Annotated in this window: 24 protein-coding genes; 3 read left to right on the top strand and 21 right to left on the bottom strand. The window is 59.4% G+C overall.

The genetic code is table 11. The features are described from left to right. Positions 1–76: 76 nt before the first annotated feature. A complete protein-coding gene (locus tag J1G18_RS18835) occupies positions 77–1,003 on the top strand; it encodes a LysR family transcriptional regulator (protein ID WP_007964377.1) in 927 nt (308 codons plus the stop codon). On the opposite strand, the gene J1G18_RS18830 is transcribed toward J1G18_RS18835, so the two are convergent. The 3 genes from J1G18_RS18830 to J1G18_RS18820 form a co-directional block, all read right to left on the bottom strand. Then, a complete protein-coding gene (locus J1G18_RS18830) occupies positions 1,000–1,362 on the bottom strand; it encodes a diacylglycerol kinase (RefSeq protein ID WP_003222276.1) in 363 nt (120 codons plus the stop codon). The genes J1G18_RS18835 and J1G18_RS18830 overlap by 4 nt on opposite strands. A 74-nt stretch (positions 1,363–1,436) precedes the next feature. Next, positions 1,437–2,087: a response regulator transcription factor ErdR gene (erdR, locus tag J1G18_RS18825; RefSeq protein WP_223008253.1), complete on the bottom strand. Its 651-nt coding sequence runs from the start codon at positions 2,085–2,087 to the stop codon at positions 1,437–1,439. 224 nt (positions 2,088–2,311) lie between these two features. Beyond that, a complete protein-coding gene (locus tag J1G18_RS18820; RefSeq protein ID WP_177408950.1) occupies positions 2,312–3,058 on the bottom strand; it encodes a tRNA-uridine aminocarboxypropyltransferase in 747 nt (248 codons plus the stop codon). Positions 3,059–3,247: 189 nt separating this feature from the next. Here J1G18_RS18820 and J1G18_RS18815 point away from each other — a divergent pair, with 189 nt between their 5' ends. Further along, positions 3,248–3,673 carry a PA3611 family quorum-sensing-regulated virulence factor gene (locus J1G18_RS18815; protein WP_027611088.1) on the top strand — a complete coding sequence of 142 codons (426 nt, stop codon included), beginning with the start codon at positions 3,248–3,250 and terminating at the stop codon, positions 3,671–3,673. Here J1G18_RS18815 and J1G18_RS18810 read toward each other — a convergent pair whose 3' ends face one another. Further along, on the bottom strand, positions 3,674–3,868 hold the full coding sequence (locus tag J1G18_RS18810) for a hypothetical protein (RefSeq protein ID WP_027611087.1): 195 nt from the start codon (positions 3,866–3,868) through the stop codon (positions 3,674–3,676). Positions 3,869–4,225: 357 nt separating this feature from the next. On the opposite strand from J1G18_RS18810, the gene J1G18_RS18805 reads away from it, so the two are divergent. Continuing rightward, positions 4,226–5,344 (top strand): TIGR00730 family Rossman fold protein, encoded by a 1,119-nt coding sequence (locus J1G18_RS18805; RefSeq protein ID WP_098967521.1) that lies wholly within the window; start codon positions 4,226–4,228, stop codon positions 5,342–5,344. 55 nt (positions 5,345–5,399) lie between these two features. Here the strand turns inward: J1G18_RS18805 and recX are convergent, their stop codons facing one another. From recX to J1G18_RS18720, 17 genes are all read right to left on the bottom strand, one after another. Next, entirely contained in the window at positions 5,400–5,870 is a 471-nt protein-coding gene (recX, locus tag J1G18_RS18800; protein WP_027611085.1) for a recombination regulator RecX, read from the bottom strand. Positions 5,871–5,878: 8 nt separating this feature from the next. Beyond that, a complete protein-coding gene (recA, locus tag J1G18_RS18795) occupies positions 5,879–6,937 on the bottom strand; it encodes a recombinase RecA (protein ID WP_003222269.1) in 1,059 nt (352 codons plus the stop codon). A gap of 83 nt (positions 6,938–7,020) precedes the next feature. Beyond that, complete coding sequence (locus tag J1G18_RS18790; RefSeq protein ID WP_096795871.1) at positions 7,021–7,521, bottom strand: CinA family protein; 501 nt, start codon at positions 7,519–7,521, stop codon at positions 7,021–7,023. 68 nt (positions 7,522–7,589) lie between these two features. Next, positions 7,590–8,108 (bottom strand): lysis system i-spanin subunit Rz, encoded by a 519-nt coding sequence (locus J1G18_RS18785; RefSeq protein ID WP_123587008.1) that lies wholly within the window; start codon positions 8,106–8,108, stop codon positions 7,590–7,592. Next, entirely contained in the window at positions 8,087–8,653 is a 567-nt protein-coding gene (locus J1G18_RS18780) for a glycoside hydrolase family 19 protein (protein ID WP_134785566.1), read from the bottom strand. Before J1G18_RS18780 ends, J1G18_RS18785 begins: the two co-directional genes overlap by 22 nt. A 33-nt stretch (positions 8,654–8,686) precedes the next feature. Then, positions 8,687–8,905 carry a hypothetical protein gene (locus J1G18_RS18775; RefSeq protein ID WP_098967518.1) on the bottom strand — a complete coding sequence of 73 codons (219 nt, stop codon included), beginning with the start codon at positions 8,903–8,905 and terminating at the stop codon, positions 8,687–8,689. A 9-nt stretch (positions 8,906–8,914) separates the two neighbouring features. After that, entirely contained in the window at positions 8,915–10,117 is a 1,203-nt protein-coding gene (locus J1G18_RS18770) for a carbohydrate binding domain-containing protein (protein ID WP_223008252.1), read from the bottom strand. Positions 10,118–10,135: 18 nt separating this feature from the next. Continuing rightward, on the bottom strand, positions 10,136–10,582 hold the full coding sequence (locus tag J1G18_RS18765; RefSeq protein ID WP_134785564.1) for a phage tail assembly chaperone: 447 nt from the start codon (positions 10,580–10,582) through the stop codon (positions 10,136–10,138). Further along, positions 10,583–11,479: a phage tail protein gene (locus J1G18_RS18760; protein ID WP_097086502.1), complete on the bottom strand. Its 897-nt coding sequence runs from the start codon at positions 11,477–11,479 to the stop codon at positions 10,583–10,585. Positions 11,480–11,501: 22 nt separating this feature from the next. Next, positions 11,502–12,068, bottom strand: a complete 567-nt coding sequence (locus tag J1G18_RS18755; RefSeq protein WP_223008251.1) for a tail fiber assembly protein — start codon at positions 12,066–12,068, stop codon at positions 11,502–11,504. Between the two features lie 8 nt (positions 12,069–12,076). Further along, entirely contained in the window at positions 12,077–13,171 is a 1,095-nt protein-coding gene (locus J1G18_RS18750) for a phage tail protein (protein ID WP_135295078.1), read from the bottom strand. 57 nt (positions 13,172–13,228) lie between these two features. Beyond that, positions 13,229–13,654: a phage tail assembly chaperone gene (locus J1G18_RS18745; RefSeq protein ID WP_134785562.1), complete on the bottom strand. Its 426-nt coding sequence runs from the start codon at positions 13,652–13,654 to the stop codon at positions 13,229–13,231. Position 13,655: 1 nt separating this feature from the next. Then, the gene (locus J1G18_RS18740; RefSeq protein WP_135295077.1) at positions 13,656–14,387 is read right to left on the bottom strand and encodes a hypothetical protein; all 732 of its coding nucleotides are present in this window, start codon (positions 14,385–14,387) and stop codon (positions 13,656–13,658) included. Positions 14,388–14,401: 14 nt separating this feature from the next. After that, entirely contained in the window at positions 14,402–15,001 is a 600-nt protein-coding gene (locus J1G18_RS18735) for a YmfQ family protein (RefSeq protein ID WP_007964344.1), read from the bottom strand. Next, on the bottom strand, positions 14,989–16,035 hold the full coding sequence (locus J1G18_RS18730) for a baseplate J/gp47 family protein (RefSeq protein ID WP_135295076.1): 1,047 nt from the start codon (positions 16,033–16,035) through the stop codon (positions 14,989–14,991). The genes J1G18_RS18735 and J1G18_RS18730 overlap by 13 nt, the downstream gene beginning before the upstream one ends. Next, a complete protein-coding gene (locus J1G18_RS18725; protein WP_007964342.1) occupies positions 16,025–16,423 on the bottom strand; it encodes a phage GP46 family protein in 399 nt (132 codons plus the stop codon). Before J1G18_RS18725 ends, J1G18_RS18730 begins: the two co-directional genes overlap by 11 nt. Further along, on the bottom strand, positions 16,423–16,932 hold the full coding sequence (locus J1G18_RS18720) for a phage baseplate assembly protein V (RefSeq protein ID WP_223008250.1): 510 nt from the start codon (positions 16,930–16,932) through the stop codon (positions 16,423–16,425). The genes J1G18_RS18725 and J1G18_RS18720 overlap by 1 nt, the downstream gene beginning before the upstream one ends. Positions 16,933–17,019 lie beyond the last annotated feature (87 nt).

Here is a 17,019-nt window from a genome sequence, read left to right as displayed (position 1 = left end):
ATTGCATCGCATTCTAATAGCGACGACAATATCTGTTAACTGGATTATTAAGATAAGGGTTATCGGTTATATCGATATGCGATTTACTCTTCGTCAACTGCAAGTCTTCGTCGCCGTCGCCCAGCAGGAGAGCGTATCCCGTGCTGCGGGTCTGCTCAACCTCTCGCAGTCGGCGGCGAGCACCTCGATCACCGAACTGGAGCGCCAGTCCAGCTGCCAGCTGTTCGATCGCGCCGGCAAACGCCTGAGCCTGAACGCCCTCGGTAAACAGCTGTTGCCGCAAGCGGTGGCCCTGCTCGACCAGTCCAAGGAAATCGAAGACCTGCTCAACGGCAAATCCGGTTTCGGCTCACTCTCGGTGGGCGCCACCCTGACCATCGGCAATTATCTGGCGACCCTGTTGATCGGCGGCTTCATGCAGCGCCACCCGGAAAGCCAGGTAAAACTGCACGTACAGAACACTGCCAATATCGTGCATCAAGTCGCCCACTACGAAATTGATCTGGGTCTAATCGAAGGCGACTGCAGCCATCCGGACATCGAAGTGCAGAGCTGGGTCGAAGATGAACTGGTGGTGTTTTGCGCGCCGCAGCATCCGCTGGCCAAACGCGGCAGCGCGACCATGGAAGAGTTGACGCACGAGGCGTGGATTCTGCGCGAACAGGGTTCCGGCACGCGCCTGACCTTCGATCAGGCGATGCGTCATCATCGCAGTGCGCTGAATATCCGTCTTGAGCTGGAACACACCGAAGCGATCAAGCGCGCGGTGGAATCAGGGCTGGGGATTGGCTGTATATCGCGGCTGGCGCTGCGCGATGCCTTTCGGCGTGGCAGCCTGGTGGCGGTGGAAACGCCGGATCTGGACCTGGCGCGGCAGTTTTACTTCATCTGGCACAAGCAAAAGTACCAGACCTCGGCCATGCGCGAGTTTCTCGATCTGTGCCGCGCCTTCACCGCCGGGGTGCAGCGCAGCGACGAGATCGTCTTGCCGAGTATCGCTTAAAGCAGAATCACCGCCCACACCAGGGCAATCATGCTCAGGGCCACGAATTGCGCGGCGCTGCCCATGTCCTTGGCGTTCTTCGACAGCGGGTGCAGTTCCAGGGAAATGCGGTCAATCGCCGCTTCTACCGCCGAGTTCAGCAACTCGACGATCAGCGCCAGCAGGCACACGGCGATCAGCAGTGCCTGTTCGACGCGACTGACATTCAGGAAGAACGTCAGCGGAATCAGCACCACATTGAGCAGCACCAGTTGGCGAAATGCGGCTTCGCCGGTGAAGGCTGCGCGCAGGCCGTCCAGCGAGTAACCGGAAGCGTTGAGGATGCGTTTCAGGCCGGTCTGGCCCTTGAAAGGTGACATAACGTAAAAACCAACCAGAAAGGAGTGGGAAAGCTAGAGCAACAAAAGTCAAAAAAGCGTGAAGACGCCAGCCTTTATTGGCTCGGAATTGACTCAAGTTGTTGCAGAAGTAATGCCGCCTGAGTCCGGGTGCGCACATTCAACTTGCGAAAGATCGCCGTGACGTGGGCCTTGATGGTCGCTTCGGACACGCTCAACTCGTAGGCAATCTGCTTGTTCAGCAGGCCTTCACAGACCATGGTCAGTACGCGGAACTGCTGCGGGGTGAGACTGGCCAGGCCGTCGCTGGCGGCTTTGGCTTCATCGGAGACACTGACGGCTTCGAACGCCTGCGGGGGCCAGAACACATCGCCATCGAGGACCTTGCGCACGGCTTGCTGAATCACATTCAGGTCGCTGGACTTGGGAATGAAGCCACTGGCGCCAAATTCCCGGGACTTGACCATGACCAAAGCCTCTTCCTGGGCCGAAACCATCACCACCGGAATCTGCGGGTACTGCCCGCGCAGCATGACCAGACCGGAAAACCCGAACGCGCCGGGCATGTTCAGGTCCAGCAGGACCAGATCCCAGTCGGATTTTTCGGTCAGGCGCGCTTCCAGCTCGGCGATGCTCGCCACCTCCACCAGTCGCACATCCGGGCCAAGGCCCAGTGTCACCGCTTGATGCAGCGCGCTACGAAACAGAGGGTGATCATCGGCAATCAGGATGTCGTATGTGGCCATTTTTCAAATGATCCTGTTTTTTGATGGCAGACCCGACGCATTCGGGCCTCGCCAAGGCAACTCGAGATACCGCCGCACAGCGCTATCCACAGGGGCACGTTCAACGCCAATCACGAGCAAACACGGCGTTTCAAACCTTGGCCGCACCCCAATCGGCGCCAAGCATGCCCAGCGTAGCCGGGGTGGTCAAGCAGCACGGCCGCCGCTGGGTGAAGTATGGGCCACTATGGGGCCAACACCGCTTGCGGCTTTCGTATATAAGGCAAGAGCTCGGCGTGGGCCGGAGTCGACTCGTTGAGCGGCAACTGTTGTTTGGCGCCCAGATAGTGCTGGCTGAACACATCGAAGTATGCGTCCAGCGCCGACGCTGCATCGCTGTCCCCGGCCAGTTCCAGGCACAAAGCCGCGACTTCGGCGGTGCACAGGTGCTCGCTGCGGGTCGAGCGGCGCAGGCGATAACGCGAGAGTCTGTCGGGCAGCAGGCTGAGAATCGGCAAACGGTCGAAGTACGGACTCTTGCGGAAAATCTTGCGCGCCTCGGTCCAGGTCGCATCCAGCAGGATGAACAACGGACGCTTGCTGCTATCGGGCACGACGGTGTTGGTCACCCGCGACGGTTCTACATATTCGCCGGGAAATACAAGGTACGGCTGCCATTGCGGGTCGTTGAGCAGCGCCAGCATCCGCGGGTCGGGTTCGGTGCGCGACCAGATGAACGCGTGGTTGTCGCGCACCACATCGGCGATCAACCAACCGGTGTTGCTCGGCTTGAACACTTCCTTGCCGGTCATGATCAGACACACACCGGAACGGGTTTCGACGGTCGGCCGCCAGGCGCACAGGCAGTGGCTGATGATCACCCGGCAGTCGCGGCAACGCTCGGAGCGAAAACCACGGGCCTGAATCGGCTTGATACCTTCGTCCTCGCGCTGGTCACGCAAGCGGGCTACGGCGTTGGGAGCATGATGGATCACGGGCAACGCCTTATGGCAGGAAAACTCGACACACACAGCACTCGGCAAGGCAATAAAGGCCGGCAGTTTACCAGAGCGACGAGCGCAAACCTGTACCGTCCCGACCGGCTCCCCTATAATCCGGCGCCACTGAACGCACAGCCACGGGGCTGGTCGAACCACCAGTCACTGAATCAGGAGAGTTTCATGCTGCGCCTTATCGTTCCTACCGCGGCCATCGCACTGGCGTTGTCCTTCAGCGCACAAGCGGCGTCCTTGAAAGAGCAGAATCTGAACAAAGAACTGCGCAACATCGCCGAACAAAGCAGCGTCGGCACGCCACGGGCGATCAATGAAGACATTCTCGATCAGGGCTACACCGTTGAGGGCGTTACCCTGATCAACCACCTGAGCGTCCAGGCCAGCCACGCCGAAAAGATGCGCGCTGACCCAAAAGCCGTGTATTTCCAGCTGGGTGCTTCGGTGTGCAATAACCCGTCGTACCGCAAGCTGATGGCCAAGGGTGCGATCATGCGTTACGACTTCAGTGAATATAAAACCAACAAGGCCATCGGCTCGGCCAGCTACCAGGATTCCGATTGCCCGAAAGCTGCCCCGGCGAAGAAGAAGTAATCATCGGGTATTGGCGCGCCGTTGTTCATCTTCGGCGCGCAATTCGGCCACCAGGGCCTGCAAGTAGCGAGAACGTCGTTCTCCACCTGCCAACCGACGGCAGCACTCCTCTTCGAGACTCACTTGATTGGTCTCGGCTGATGCTTTCAGCATCCGATACAACTGCGTATCGATTTCCAGAACCACTCTGGCCATCTCTCCCGCCTCCATGCCTGCTACCCGCGAATCCTTGAAAAGCGCGCACCCTGCGTACGGTTGCCGACTCAAAGCTGTCGTACAGTGCCTGTAGGTTAGTAAATCAGAGTGATTGCTCTACGGCGTACGTTCGGACGAGTGGTGAATATTCATTGCCAGCCAGCCCGCAACGGTTGCCAGGAAAGCCTGCGCGGCGTAAAGATCAACTCAGCGCAATGGCTCGCAAGGGTCTAGATTCAAAGTATTCCCGATCACCTGTTCACGGCAGAAAAAGGAGCTGCCGAGTGTGTGTTTTTTGCAGCGCGGCACTGACGCCGCACGTCAGGGCCACCCGCTCTGTGCAGAAGGAGACGTTGAATGCCTTACCAACCGAATGACCTGCTCAGCCGACATTTTCAGGAAAGCGGCCCCGACCTCATCAGCAAGGTCGAAGAACAGCTCAAGCAGATTTCCCCCGACAGCCCGAACCTGCCGATTTATCGCGACATGATCCTGACCGTGCTGCGCATGGCCCAAGAGGATCACAACCGCTGGAACGCCAAGATCACCCTGCAGGCCCTGCGTGAACTGGAGCAGGCGTTCCGGGTGCTGGAACAATTCAAGGGACGACGCAAAGTCACGGTATTCGGCTCGGCGCGCACGCCGGTCGAGCACCCCCTGTATGCAATGGCGCGTGAACTCGGCGCGGCCCTGACGCGATCAGACATGATGGTCATCACCGGTGCGGGTGGCGGGATCATGGCCGCCGCGCACGAAGGCGCCGGGCGTGACCACAGCCTCGGGTTCAACATCACCCTGCCCTTCGAGCAGCATGCCAACCCGACTGTGGACGGCACCGGCAATCTGCTGCCGTTCCATTTTTTCTTCACCCGCAAACTGTTCTTCGTCAAGGAAGCCGATGCGCTGGTGCTGTGCCCTGGCGGGTTCGGCACCCTGGACGAGGCACTGGAAGTACTGACACTGATCCAGACCGGCAAAAGCCCGTTGGTGCCGGTGGTGTTGCTGGATGCGCCGGGCGGAACATTCTGGCAAGGCGCCCTGGACTTCATTCGCCAGCAACTCGAAGAAAACCACTACATCCTGCCCACCGACCTGAAACTGATGCGTCTGGTCTATAACGTCGATGAGGCGGTGGAGCAGATCAACCAGTTCTACAGCAACTTCCACTCCAGTCGCTGGCTCAAGCGTCAGTTCGTGATTCGTATGCATCACAAGCTCAGTGACGTGGCGATGGCGCATATGCAGGAGGCTTTCGCCGATCTGTGCCTGAGTGACCAGTTCCATCAACACGCTTACAGCGGCGAGGAACATGACGAAGCGCAGTACAGCCACCTGGTGCGGTTGGCTTTCGCGTTCAATGCCCGAAATCATGGCCGTCTCAGGGAACTGGTGGATTACATCAACCTCCCCGAAAACTGGGCTCACACCCAACCGCAGACCGCCCAACGTGCACGTGAGCCATCAAAGGTAATTTGAAGGCAAAAAAAAACGGCCCGCTATTTTCATAGCGGGCCGTTTCTATTAAACCGACTTAATCGTCCATGCTTCTGCCGCTGAACAAGCGGTTGATCATCTCCATCGAAAAACCCCGATAGGCGAGGAAGCGGCCTTGTTTGGCCCGCTCCTTGGCGTCAATCGGCAAGTGTCCCGAGAACTTGCGTTGCCACGTCTCGCGAAGCTGCTCCTGCCAGTCGATACCGCTTTCACGCAGGGCAAGTTCGATATCGGCGCGTTGCAAACCACGCTGACCCAGCTCTTCGCGAATGCGCAAGGGGCCATAGCCGGAGCGGGCACGGTAGGAAACAAAGCTTTCAAGGTAACGGGCTTCGGAAAGCAGCCCCTCTTCCGTCAATCGGTCGAGGGCTGTTTCGATCATTTCCGCCTCAGCGCCGCGCTGACGCAGTTTACGCGTCAGTTCGACTCGACCGTGCTCGCGTCGAGCGAGCAGGTCCATGGCGGTTCGCCGCACCGCGACGAGGGTATCGAGTACAGCGGTGGTCATCGCTGCGATCAGATATCAGCGTCAGCCAAGTCGTCTTCGGTCTCTTTGACCGCAGAAGCCTTGGAGTCGGCGATCACCGCTGGGGACAGCAGTTTGTCACGCAGCTGCTTCTCGAGCTTGGCAGCGACTTCCGGGTTGTCTGCCAGGAACTTGGCCGAGTTGGCCTTGCCCTGACCGATCTTGGTGCCTTCATAGGCATACCAGGCGCCGGATTTCTCGACGAAACCATGCAGCACGCCCAGGTCGATCATCTCGCCATTGAGGTAGATGCCTTTGCCGTAAAGGATCTGGAACTCGGCCTGACGGAACGGCGACGCCACCTTGTTCTTCACAACCTTGACGCGGGTTTCGCTGCCGACCACTTCGTCGCCTTCCTTCACCGCGCCGGTACGGCGGATGTCGAGACGGACCGAAGCGTAGAACTTCAGCGCGTTACCACCGGTGGTGGTTTCCGGGCTGCCGAACATCACGCCGATCTTCATGCGGATCTGGTTGATGAAGATCACCAGGCAGTTGGCGTTCTTGATGTTACCGGTGATTTTACGCAGCGCCTGGGACATCAGACGGGCTTGCAGGCCCACGTGCATGTCACCCATTTCGCCTTCGATTTCAGCCTTCGGTACCAGTGCAGCCACGGAGTCGACGATGATCACGTCTACTGCGTTGGAGCGCACCAGCATGTCAGTGATTTCCAGCGCCTGTTCACCGGTGTCCGGCTGGGAAACCAGCAGGTCGTCGACGTTGACGCCCAGCTTGCCGGCGTACTCAGGGTCGAGGGCGTGTTCGGCGTCGACGAAGGCGCAGGTCGCGCCGGCTTTTTGAGCCTGGGCGATCACGGACAGCGTCAGTGTGGTTTTACCGGAAGATTCAGGACCGTAGATTTCAACAATACGGCCTTTTGGCAGACCGCCGATGCCGAGTGCGATGTCCAGACCCAGAGAGCCGGTGGAGATAGCCGGGATCGCCTGACGGTCCTGATCGCCCATACGCATCACGGCACCCTTGCCGAATTGACGTTCGATCTGACCCAGGGCCGCAGCCAAGGCTTTCTTCTTGTTGTCGTCCATTAAAGTCCTCACGTAATCAATAAGGCCTGACGGCCAACACCTGTATAAGTAGCCAGTATTATTCCACAGCGTTCGCGGATCGCCTACCCCTGATTTTCGATTTCTCGTGCCGCTAGTCGCAACAGCCCCTCTAGCGCGGCCTTCACCGTTTGTCGGCGGACTTCATCGCGGTTGCCGGGGAAGTGCTGAACCTCACTGGAAACCGCATCGCCCACGCCCCAGGCCAGCCACACCGTGCCCACCGGTTTGTTCGGTGTACCGCCATCGGGCCCCGCCACGCCGCTGACCGCCACGGCAAACCGCGCCAGACTGTGCTTCTGCGCACCACGCACCATCGCCTCGACGACTTCGCGACTGACCGCACCCACCGTGCCGAACAATTCGGTGGGGACATTCAGTTGCCGGGTCTTCTGCCGGTTGGAGTAGGTCACGTAACCGGCCTCGAACCACGCCGAGCTCCCCGGAATCCGCGTGATCGCTTCAGCAATCCCGCCACCGGTACACGACTCGGCCGTGGTGACGTGGGCGTTGAGCAACTGCAAACGTCGGCCGAGCTCGGCAGCCAGTTGAGTGATCTCTTTCACGGTGCGCTCCGGATCGGATGGAATGACTACCACCGTACACGACCCGGTTGCGCTTTCAATACACAGACTCATTCAAAATGTTCGGGCGCCAGCGCTCTGACATAGGCCTGACAGGCCTGCAAGGCAATCAGTCCGCGGTCACCGGTGTCGGTGATGGCGATAATTCGTTGAGCATGCGCCGGGTCAAGTCGGGCGCGTACGGCTGCATGATCCACGCCGCCGGGGCCGGTGGCGGCTGGCACCCCGCAGCCTTGGGCAGCGTCGCCGGCGTCGATGAGGACTGACAGGCGCAAATCAGCAGTGGCAAGACGATCGCGCAGGCGATCCTGATCACGTTGGGCATCACTGAGTGCTCGATAGTGGGTTTGTTCACTGGCCGCGAGGCGTTGCTCAAGGGCCAGACGTTTATCCTGCTCGACCTGCTGCGCGCTGGCTGCGGCCACATTCAGCTGATTGAGAGTGTCGGCGTTTAACCGCGCCTGCTCCGCGAGTTGTCGCCCGTAACGCCAGTCCTGAAACTGCCAGGCCAGCGCAGCGCCTCCCAAGGTCAGTAACAAAAAGCCGGTTAAACGCCAGGAGACGGACATAGCACCGCCCTCGCCCGCGCCCAGATGTCGAGCCGATCCTGCAGGCCATTCAACCCGCCGTTGATTCGGCGGGTGATGCTGTTGAACTGGTCGCGGTCGGCCAGATCGTTCAGGCCGTTCTGTTCCCAGAACCATGCCGCCGATTCCGCTGCCCATTGCGGTTGCTCAAGCAATTCCGGCAAGGACAGCAAGCGCTCATCGCCGAATAGGCCGAGGCTGCACTGCCGATAGTTGCTGCGCCCGGTGATCTGGATCAGCCCGCGACCGCGGTATTTCTGCCCATCGCCGTCGGCCTCGGGCGTGTTGCCCAGACGTAACGCCAGCGTGCCAGTGTCGTATTTGCTCAGGTACTGGTTGTTGCCCAGCTCGCGCACGTATTGCAACTGGCCCGACTCGTGACCGATCTGCGCAAGAAACGCGGCGATGCGTTTTGGCGAGTCGATATGGCGGCGATTCATTGCGTTATTCAGTGCAGAAACAAAAACGCCCGCTTGGGAGCGGGCGTTGGGCATGATGGTTTTAAGGTTGTCTTCTGTTATTTGCATGATGCGTAATCCTCCCTGGATGCTCCGATTGAATCATGGTTGACGGACAACGGCCCCCAGCCATTTTTTTGCCAGAGTTGTCAGGGTGTTGTTGGGTACAGATTCTTCGAGTGCGTCATTCAATGGCAGTACTTGCCCGCCGGTTAACAGCCATTGCTGATACTCAAGCCAGTCGCGATTGGTCGTGTCCTGCGGAATAAACGCGGCATCTTCAACGCGCAATACACCACAGGCGGTCAGTTGATATGTCATGAGCTACCCCTAGATTTCTGCGTCCGCTGTCCATTCAATCTGCAGCCCGTTACCGGGCTGACTGCTCACAGGCGTCACGGTACCGATAGCGAAACTTCGCTGTGTCACACTTTGCACAGTGGTCCCCGTGCAAGCCACTCCCTGCGAATAGTTCCAGACCTGACTGCTTTCATTTCCAGGGCAATACAGAACAACGGTGGGTTGCACTCTCTTCTGAGCCTGCATGTCTATGACCATGCCGTATTGACCGGTATTCCCGGCCGCAGCCTGAGTGAACGTAACGATGCAGGTTCCGACACCATTGTTTGCACGATTCTGTAAGCCATTCACAAAGGACTTCTCGAAGTAGCGCTGACACAACATCAGCTCTTCACCAACCGGGCGGTATTCGAATGGCGTGGAAACCGGTCCTTCCTCGAGTTGAACCCGCGCAAGATCCACAGTTTGCAAAACGTTAAGTGGCAGATCAAAAGCCAACCTCAAGTAATCATTGGCACCGAGCATTTTCCCAGCGATCACTGGCACCTGAAATGTTGCGCTGAATTTGGCCCATGCAGTGCTCAATGCAAAGACATCGACCACTTTGACGACGGCTTCCGAACCACCGTTGCCGAAGTACTGACCGATGGTTACCTTCAACGGGCGCGCGGCGTCGGAGCGCGCCCAAAATGTTACGGTGGCGGTTTTTCCAGCCAGAGTCCTGACGGATTCAACGCTTTGGGAAATCTTGTGCTCGGTAGCGCCAACGCCCGCCGTGGTTTGCTGCCAGCGCAAGAAATAGCTCGGCTCACCCGCCACGTCTGTCTGGCCAGGGGCAAAATCCTGGCGAGAGATGGCCACGGCAGCATTGCCATTCCAGTCGCAACGAAAACGATCGGCTACATACCCACCAATATTGGGGCCTTGGTTGGTCGTTCCGCGCTGCCAGATATCGAAGCCGCCATTGATCAGCACATTCCGGCGATACACCTGCGCCGGAAATTGCTGCAGTGGATCAGGCTTCGATAATTGGCGGATCGCCTGCGCCAACTGATCGGTTTGTGCTTCATCAGGTTTCAAACCGGCTGCGGTGATGGCGTTGAGTATTTCCTGAGTAACACTGTTGCCCCAGCTCGCCGGGATCAGCGATCCGGGCAGGCCGGCGATGGCGTCTTCATTGACGAACTTGCCGTTCACCAGCCCGACGCTGGGAACGCTTTTTGGATAATCCATGTATGTTTCCTCTACGGCTCAAACCGCATTTGCCAACCAACGCGGCGCTACAGGCCGATGCTCGCTGAAAGGAAAAAAAGAACCCTGCGGCCAGTCGCGCAATTCGCGGCGATAGGTTTGCAGCTCGGCATATTGCTCGCTGGTCAGCGTCGTGCCACCGCCGTCTTCAAGCTCATCACGATCACGTGCAACCAGACCATCGGTGGCAGCCAGTTGTGCTGTACGCCAGCGACGTTCAGCATCGGCCGCTTCTTCTGCCGAATAAGGTGGTGGATCAACCAGAGTCGGATAACCGCTATCCGCGTGCACGCCGACCACTTTTGCACTCACAGCCAGTTGCTGCAGCAGTGAGATCCAATAGGCCTGGGGAATTTCAATGACGTCATCCGGAATATCCGATGAGTTGATAGCGGGAACATAAACCCCACGGGTGCTGGCGCTGAACAAGACATTGAACGGATTCATTTAATAACCCTTTGCAAAGAAGTTGATACCCCAACCTGCAGACACTTCGCCGCTGTAGCTTCGAACTTTCAGACGGCACCCCTGCTTCGACGCAGAGTTCGCGTACATGACGACCATCGCTCCATCGCCTCCTACGTGCATGGCGATGATCGAAGAAAACGCGGTAGGGAAAGAGATCGGAAAGACGACGTTGACATCGCCATTGGCATCCGTCGTGCCAACACCCCATTGATCGATATTGCCGCTGGCATAACGCTGGTAGCCAATGTTGCCGTACACACCGGAGTGCGCCGACGCATATCGATCACTCACCGAGCCGCCATAGAGGCGCCACTGTCCCGTGAGTTTGATCAGGTAGGCAGTGTCACCAATACCCAACTTGAGCGGGCCGGATGTGCCATTACAGGTGAGAAGCCCATCGTTACCGGAAGGATTGACGGTCAACACGCCGGTACCTGCGTTGATTACGTGAATGGTGCTCGCATGGGCCACACCATTGGTAGACGGCAGCGTCGCAGTCAGCGCGCTGGCACTGGAGAAACTCGCGACACCGCCAATATTCGCAGCGTTCAATACCGTGCTGGCGGCGTAAGAAGCAAAACCGGAGAACTGTAATCCCGCCCGCGTAACAAACTCAGTGGTGGCCATCGACTGATCATTGGAGAACTGCGGTGAAGTCAAAAACAACTTGTTGCTGCGTAATGCGGTTAACACCTGATCATCTTTCGCTTCCGTCGGAGCGGTGCCGCCAGCATTGATGATATTCAACAACTCTTGGGTAACGCTGTTGCCCCATTTCGCCGGAATCAACGACCCCGGCTTGCCGGTCAGCGGGTCTTCATCGACAAACCGGCCGTTGACCAGACCGGCACTCGGGACACTGTTTGGGTAGTCCACGGTACTTCTCCTTGTGTGTGAGTCAGGTGTTTACTGCTGATCCGGGCGCAACCGGCCAGGTGATTTCATCGGGGAAACCAGCCTGTTTTTCGATCCGGTTCAGCTCTACGCTGTAAAGCTTCCATTCGATCAGCAGCAGTTGTTCGTCATGGCTGGCATCGCCAATGTCCTCGGCGTATTGCAGCGGCGCGATACGCAGGACGGCGTCGTGCAGCAGTGCGTCGCGCTGGCCGAGAGATTGCTGTCTGACGCTCCCCAAACGAGCCTGCTCATCCAGCACCCAGGCGTTGTCGCGCCAGATGTGGAACTCGCCTGGCCATGGTTGCGCGGTCAGGGTGTCAGGCAACTCACCCAGCTCGGTCCAGATCTGTTGGGCGCCGCCGTCCTTGCGATAAACCATGCCACGGCGGTCGATCACCTCACGCGGTACGCCGTTGATCAGTGCCCAGCTACGACCGGTTTCCGGCTCAGGCAACTCGTACGCCAGCTCAACAGCATTACCGGGTAACTGGATGCCAATGCCCGGCGTGACAATGAACTCGACAGGCCCGGACAGAGCGCCCGAGCCATCAAATAGATAATTGAACATGAAGTGCCTCAGATGAGTTTGATGCGGCCGGGATAGGCGATGTTGCGCGGGCGGGATTTGAAGGCGTAGAGCAAAACTCCTGCGGTATCCCTCTGGTAAGTGGTATTCACCGGAAAGATCGGGCCGCCATTGACCAGCCCTGTAACGTATTGCGGTTCTTCCCGGGTATCCGCGCCAAAACTGGTCAGGCTATCTGACCAGTACGCGCCCACAGCGCCTGCGCCATTGGCACCTTGCGCATAGGAATGCGTCGATCCAGTCTGAAAAGTACCCATCGCCCGCCCGCCATCCACACCACGACCTTCATCCAGAACCCGCAGAAATTCCCCTCGCCCTTCGGGACCACGAAAGGTCGTCGCACCGTCACCCGTGGTCCATTTCCCCTCGGAGCCCACGCGTAAGGCTTCAGTCCCCAGCATTCCCGATTGCTGGGCGTGATCCCACAGCCACGGCCATTCCGCACGCTTCATCACGGTGCCATTCAATGCACCGTATCCACCGGGACTGAGCATCAGGGTCGTCTCGAAAAACGGCCGCCCCAATGGCGTATTGTCGAAACGACCGACCGGCCACCAACTCCCCGCCCCATCACTGCGCAAATGCCACCAGTCACCGCCGCCCATCAATACGAAGAACGGATAACCGCTGGCCGACAGATGGGTGTGAAAACGAATCCCGTCGGTACCGGACGCCTGGATGACCATGCGATTACCGCTGTTGTCCACCCGCCGAACAATCACGTCGCGCACACCGAGTGCGGCGTTGGCCGGTGGCAGCAGCAAAGTCACAGATCCCGGGCTGCCGTCGATCAGCACCAGGCCAAGCTCGGCCTCGGTCAGGGTTTTCGATGCGGCCAGTCGGGTGATGACCGAACGCATCGGGCTCGCTCTGCCGATGATCGACTGAATCGCCTTGTACAACTGACCGGTGTCGGCTTCAGAAGCCACCAATCCGCCGCCGTTGATCACACTCAGGATCTCCTGAGTCACGCTGTTGCCCCACACCGCCGGAATCAACGAACCCGGCGTGCCTGCCACAGGGTTTTCATCGACAAAGCGGCCATCGACCAGGCCGACGCTGGGGACGCTTTTTGGATAATCCATAGTTAACTTTCCTTTACCTGGAACATTGATGGGCGATGCCGACAATGCAGCATCCATTCACTCGGCAGTCATCCAGGCAGGCTTTTTCGGTCGAGAGCGTTTGGAGGGAAATTTCTTCGCCTGGGGCCACTTGCGTAGCGCCTGCAGGTAATTCAGCAGGGTCAGATATTCAGAGTCGGATAGCGTGGTGGCTTTCATCAATTCCACTTCGTCCCGATGGCGATCACGCAACCAGACCACGCGATCAAATTCCTTGTCGCGCCATGCCTTTGCTTCGATCAGCGCTTCCTCGCCTGAAAGGGGCGTCGACTCGATCAGTATCGGCAGACCTTGCTCGTCATGGGACCGCTCGGTTCCGGCTGCAGGGTTAGCAATAACCGACTCGTAACGCTCGTCGTCAATTTCAACGGCATCGCCCGGGAGGCTCGTGTGATAGCCCGACAAATAAGTGTTGCCAGTGGTGCGGCTATAGAAACGTTTCATTTCAGTTCCCCACTCCCAGCACAGTGACAAAACCGGTGCCACCGGAATTACTCAAAACCTGCACCTGGCTAGAATCAAAATAGGTCACCAAGGGTGGAGTGGTGATATCAAAATAGGGTGCGTTTCCGCCGTGCGAATAACTCGCCCAAGTAGCGGCACACTGGGTCTTGAAAGCCACCGGCCAAGGTTGGGCAGCATAGGTTTTATCTGCAGCAATGGTGATCAGGACCCACTGGATCATGAAGCCCCCCAACCAACTCGGAAAGGCGATATAGCCGTTCGCGCCAATGCTGTAGGAAACACCAAACCGGAGCTTTTTCGGTGTGACGATGGCGGTGTCGTCAGTCCCCGCATTGACTTGGCTTTGGGTCGCGATCCGCGCCCAACCCAAAACCGTTTCAGTGGCTTGAACCACTTTCTTTTCGATCGCTTGGAAAACGCGCTGCGGCGTCATCAGACGGCTGCTGCTGGTACCTGCTTCGGCCTCATCCTTGCTCGCCAAAGAATCATTTTTGTTCTTCTCGACAATCGCCGAAATCGCCAATCTCAGTTGCGTGCTGTTACCCTCGTCAGGCACAAGTCCGGCGGCAGTGATCGTGTTGATGATTTCATCGGTAACGCTGTTGCCCCATCGCGCCGGAATCAGCGACCCCGGCGTCCCGGTCAGCGGGTTTTCATCGACAAATTTCCCATTCACCAGACCGGCGCTGGGCACACTTTTCGGATAATCCATCCCGTCATTCCTCCCTAGTCATAATTGATGTGCACTTTGGTATGCGCCGGCGCACTGCGGTGGATCAGACATTCCAGCGCCGAGCCCGGGTTGACACCGAAGCGCTCGCCCCAGTAACTCGCGCCGTAGCGCCGGCCGAGCAGCAGGCGGCCGCCGGTGTTGAGCGTCCACATGAATTGCGCTTCCCAGGTGCCCCAGTGCGCTGCGCCAAAACGCGAGCGACCCATGCGGGGGGCTTCGTGTTCGGTGATGCTGGCGTTGGGGTAGCCCTGGCTTTTGGCGATGTCGAGGTAGTAACCGACAGCCTGACTGCCGACCGCGAGCAAGCGGCGGCGCACGGCGAGGCGGCGGTCGTCGAACAGCGGTGTGGCGCCCAGGCACGGGTCGGGCAGCTCCATCACCCGTTCCCAGTCCGGCACCAGTTCGCTGACGCCCGCCGGGTCCATCTCGTTGAGCAGGTCGGCAGCGCGGGCGTCGAGGCGCGCCAGTTCGACGGCCACGCCTTGCAGCACTTCCTCAAGTTCCGGGACGCGTTCCGGGTCCCACGCCGGGCCGCTGGGCAGCAAGGCGCGCAACTGCGCCTGATATTGCGCGGCGGTTCTTATGCCCCCCATACGCAGCCTCCGAAGGTCAGCAGTTCGCTTTGCCCGGCAGGCACGTCAGCGGCCGGTGCGGTCAGCGTGTGATCGTACTCACCGCCGGCGCTGCTGATGGCTTCGCGGATATGGCTGATCAGCAACGGCACGCCCAGATCGGCCTCGCGGTTATGCAGGTCGCGCAACTGTGCTTCAACGGCGGCGCGCACGGCGGTGGTGTCCGGATTGACGCTCTTGAAGCGATACACCACCGGCACCTGAATCGGCCGCTGCACATGCACTTCTGCTGTCACCGGACGCAGCGGTTCGATGTACTCCTGAACCTCCGCCAGTTGCTCATCGTTGGGCACCGGTTGCGGGTCTTCGTCACGCATGATGAACACCGTCACCGTGCCTGGCCCGAGCAGGCCGCCACGGCACCAGGCCCGCGTCACACCCGGCACTTCCAGCGCCCAGGTCTCGTAATCGCTCGCCGAACCGCCATGGGGGATCACGCGATAAGAACGGATCACCCGCGAGCGCAACGACTCCAGGCTTTCTCGCGCCACGCCGCCACTGAGGCCGGGCGCGAGCACCACAAAACTGTTGCCGACCACGCCGGCAATCGGCTGCACCGGGTTCAGCGCCAGACCGGCGTCGGCATTGCCCAGGCTGCCAGCATCCAGCGCCGCGATGGTGGTGGTGTTGCTGCCATTGACGGTGGTGCGCGCGGTGGTGACTTTGTAGGTACGGCCATCGCTCGCTTGCAGCAGCGTGTCGACATCCAGCACCGCACCGGCGGTCGCGGTAAAACTGACGCTGCCGGTGGCGACTTGCGCCGGTTTGCGTGGCTGGTTCAGGCGCAGCGCGGCGATGCGTTCCAGGGTCGATTCGTCGGCTTTGTCCGGCAGGATCTGCTCGGCGATCCAGTCGAGATAACCGTACAGACCATAAGCCGCGCCACCGAGTGTGCGGGCCAGCACTTGCGCATCGGACTGGCGCAGCGAATCGCCGGCCAGGTCGCTTTGGGTGCGCTTGATCAGCACCGGCAGCGAAGGGGTTTCAAACGGCATAGATCACCTGCCAACTGTTATCGGGGTTGATGTCCAGACGTTCGCCGTCGGCCAGGGTCAGGACCGTGCGCAGGTTCAGGCGCTGGGCGTCGAGGCGTTCGCTGATGATGTCGATGGCGCTGCAGTGGCCGTCGTCGATCAGCCATTGCAGGGCTTCGCGGGCATAGAACTCGGCGTCCATCTGGGTCTGTCGGGTCAGCTTGACCCGACGCAAAAGCCACAGCCGCGAACCGATGCGATCGTCGGCGACGGTGGGAAAGCTGTCGCCCCACCAGCCGAAGCGCTCCTCGTCGTCGAGTGCGTCGTCATCGGCGGCGCGGCGCCAGGTAAACAGGCTGATGAGCACGGCGCGGGTCAATGCGGCGTGGAGGTTCTGGCTGACAAGCATTATTTGCCTCCTGCCGGCGCACCGGTCTGGCCGCTACCGGCCTGCACGCCGACGTGCACGTGTTTGATCTGGCTGATGCCGCCGGCGAGTTGGTCGCCGGTGGAAACGATCTTGCCGGTCTGGTTGATCACCGGCGTGTCGAAGTTCACGGCGCTGCTGGCGCGGATGTTCAGGGTGGCGGTTTCGATGTCGATGATCCGCCCGCGCTTGAAGTGAATTTTGTCGCCCTCGTCTGTGTAGATCGCCACTTCGCCAGAGGCCAGCGCCTGCAGGCGATAGCGACGGTCGGCGACCACCAGGGCGATGGCGTGGGAACGGTCACCGCCGAGAAAAGTGACGATGCCTTCGGCGCCGGCCAGCGGGTTGCTGGTGAAACCGTAGGGTTCGAAATGCTCCATGTCGTCGTTCACCTCGCCGGCGGTGAGGCGCATTTGCAGCGATTGCAGCTTGGATGCCGAATGGGCGAGCACGACAGTGCCGCGCGCCAGCAGGCGTGTCAGTAGGCTCATGAATTGTCCTCAGGGAGCAGACCCGACACGGACAACATGTGGGAGCGGGCTTGCTCGCGAAAGCGGTGGGTCAGTCAATGGGATGTT

Origin of the sequence: Pseudomonas sp. MIS38 (assembly GCF_019891575.1) — a bacterium.
Classification (GTDB): Bacteria; Pseudomonadota; Gammaproteobacteria; order Pseudomonadales; family Pseudomonadaceae; genus Aquipseudomonas; species Aquipseudomonas putida_A.
Note: the sequence above shows the minus strand (reverse complement) of the source record. Positions and strands in the feature narration are given on the sequence as shown.

What these genes read in the sequence shown, in the direction of transcription:
- J1G18_RS18835 (WP_007964377.1), top strand. Translation starts at nt 77, where the DNA reads ATGCGATTTACTCTTCGTCAACTGCAAGTCTTCGTCGCCGTCGCCCAG.
- J1G18_RS18830 (WP_003222276.1), bottom strand. Translation starts at nt 1,362, where the DNA reads ATGTCACCTTTCAAGGGCCAGACCGGCCTGAAACGCATCCTCAACGCT.
- erdR (WP_223008253.1), bottom strand. Translation starts at nt 2,087, where the DNA reads ATGGCCACATACGACATCCTGATTGCCGATGATCACCCTCTGTTTCGT.
- J1G18_RS18815 (WP_027611088.1), top strand. Translation starts at nt 3,248, where the DNA reads ATGCTGCGCCTTATCGTTCCTACCGCGGCCATCGCACTGGCGTTGTCC.
- J1G18_RS18810 (WP_027611087.1), bottom strand. Translation starts at nt 3,868, where the DNA reads ATGGCCAGAGTGGTTCTGGAAATCGATACGCAGTTGTATCGGATGCTG.
- J1G18_RS18805 (WP_098967521.1), top strand. Translation starts at nt 4,226, where the DNA reads ATGCCTTACCAACCGAATGACCTGCTCAGCCGACATTTTCAGGAAAGC.
- recX (WP_027611085.1), bottom strand. Translation starts at nt 5,870, where the DNA reads ATGACCACCGCTGTACTCGATACCCTCGTCGCGGTGCGGCGAACCGCC.
- recA (WP_003222269.1), bottom strand. Translation starts at nt 6,937, where the DNA reads ATGGACGACAACAAGAAGAAAGCCTTGGCTGCGGCCCTGGGTCAGATC.
- J1G18_RS18785 (WP_123587008.1), bottom strand. Translation starts at nt 8,108, where the DNA reads ATGTCCGTCTCCTGGCGTTTAACCGGCTTTTTGTTACTGACCTTGGGA.
- J1G18_RS18780 (WP_134785566.1), bottom strand. Translation starts at nt 8,653, where the DNA reads ATGCAAATAACAGAAGACAACCTTAAAACCATCATGCCCAACGCCCGC.
- J1G18_RS18775 (WP_098967518.1), bottom strand. Translation starts at nt 8,905, where the DNA reads ATGACATATCAACTGACCGCCTGTGGTGTATTGCGCGTTGAAGATGCC.
- J1G18_RS18770 (WP_223008252.1), bottom strand. Translation starts at nt 10,117, where the DNA reads ATGGATTATCCAAAAAGCGTTCCCAGCGTCGGGCTGGTGAACGGCAAG.
- J1G18_RS18765 (WP_134785564.1), bottom strand. Translation starts at nt 10,582, where the DNA reads ATGAATCCGTTCAATGTCTTGTTCAGCGCCAGCACCCGTGGGGTTTAT.
- J1G18_RS18755 (WP_223008251.1), bottom strand. Translation starts at nt 12,068, where the DNA reads ATGTTCAATTATCTATTTGATGGCTCGGGCGCTCTGTCCGGGCCTGTC.
- J1G18_RS18750 (WP_135295078.1), bottom strand. Translation starts at nt 13,171, where the DNA reads ATGGATTATCCAAAAAGCGTCCCCAGCGTCGGCCTGGTCGATGGCCGC.
- J1G18_RS18745 (WP_134785562.1), bottom strand. Translation starts at nt 13,654, where the DNA reads ATGAAACGTTTCTATAGCCGCACCACTGGCAACACTTATTTGTCGGGC.
- J1G18_RS18740 (WP_135295077.1), bottom strand. Translation starts at nt 14,387, where the DNA reads ATGGATTATCCGAAAAGTGTGCCCAGCGCCGGTCTGGTGAATGGGAAA.
- J1G18_RS18735 (WP_007964344.1), bottom strand. Translation starts at nt 15,001, where the DNA reads ATGGGGGGCATAAGAACCGCCGCGCAATATCAGGCGCAGTTGCGCGCC.
- J1G18_RS18730 (WP_135295076.1), bottom strand. Translation starts at nt 16,035, where the DNA reads ATGCCGTTTGAAACCCCTTCGCTGCCGGTGCTGATCAAGCGCACCCAA.
- J1G18_RS18725 (WP_007964342.1), bottom strand. Translation starts at nt 16,423, where the DNA reads ATGCTTGTCAGCCAGAACCTCCACGCCGCATTGACCCGCGCCGTGCTC.
- J1G18_RS18720 (WP_223008250.1), bottom strand. Translation starts at nt 16,932, where the DNA reads ATGAGCCTACTGACACGCCTGCTGGCGCGCGGCACTGTCGTGCTCGCC.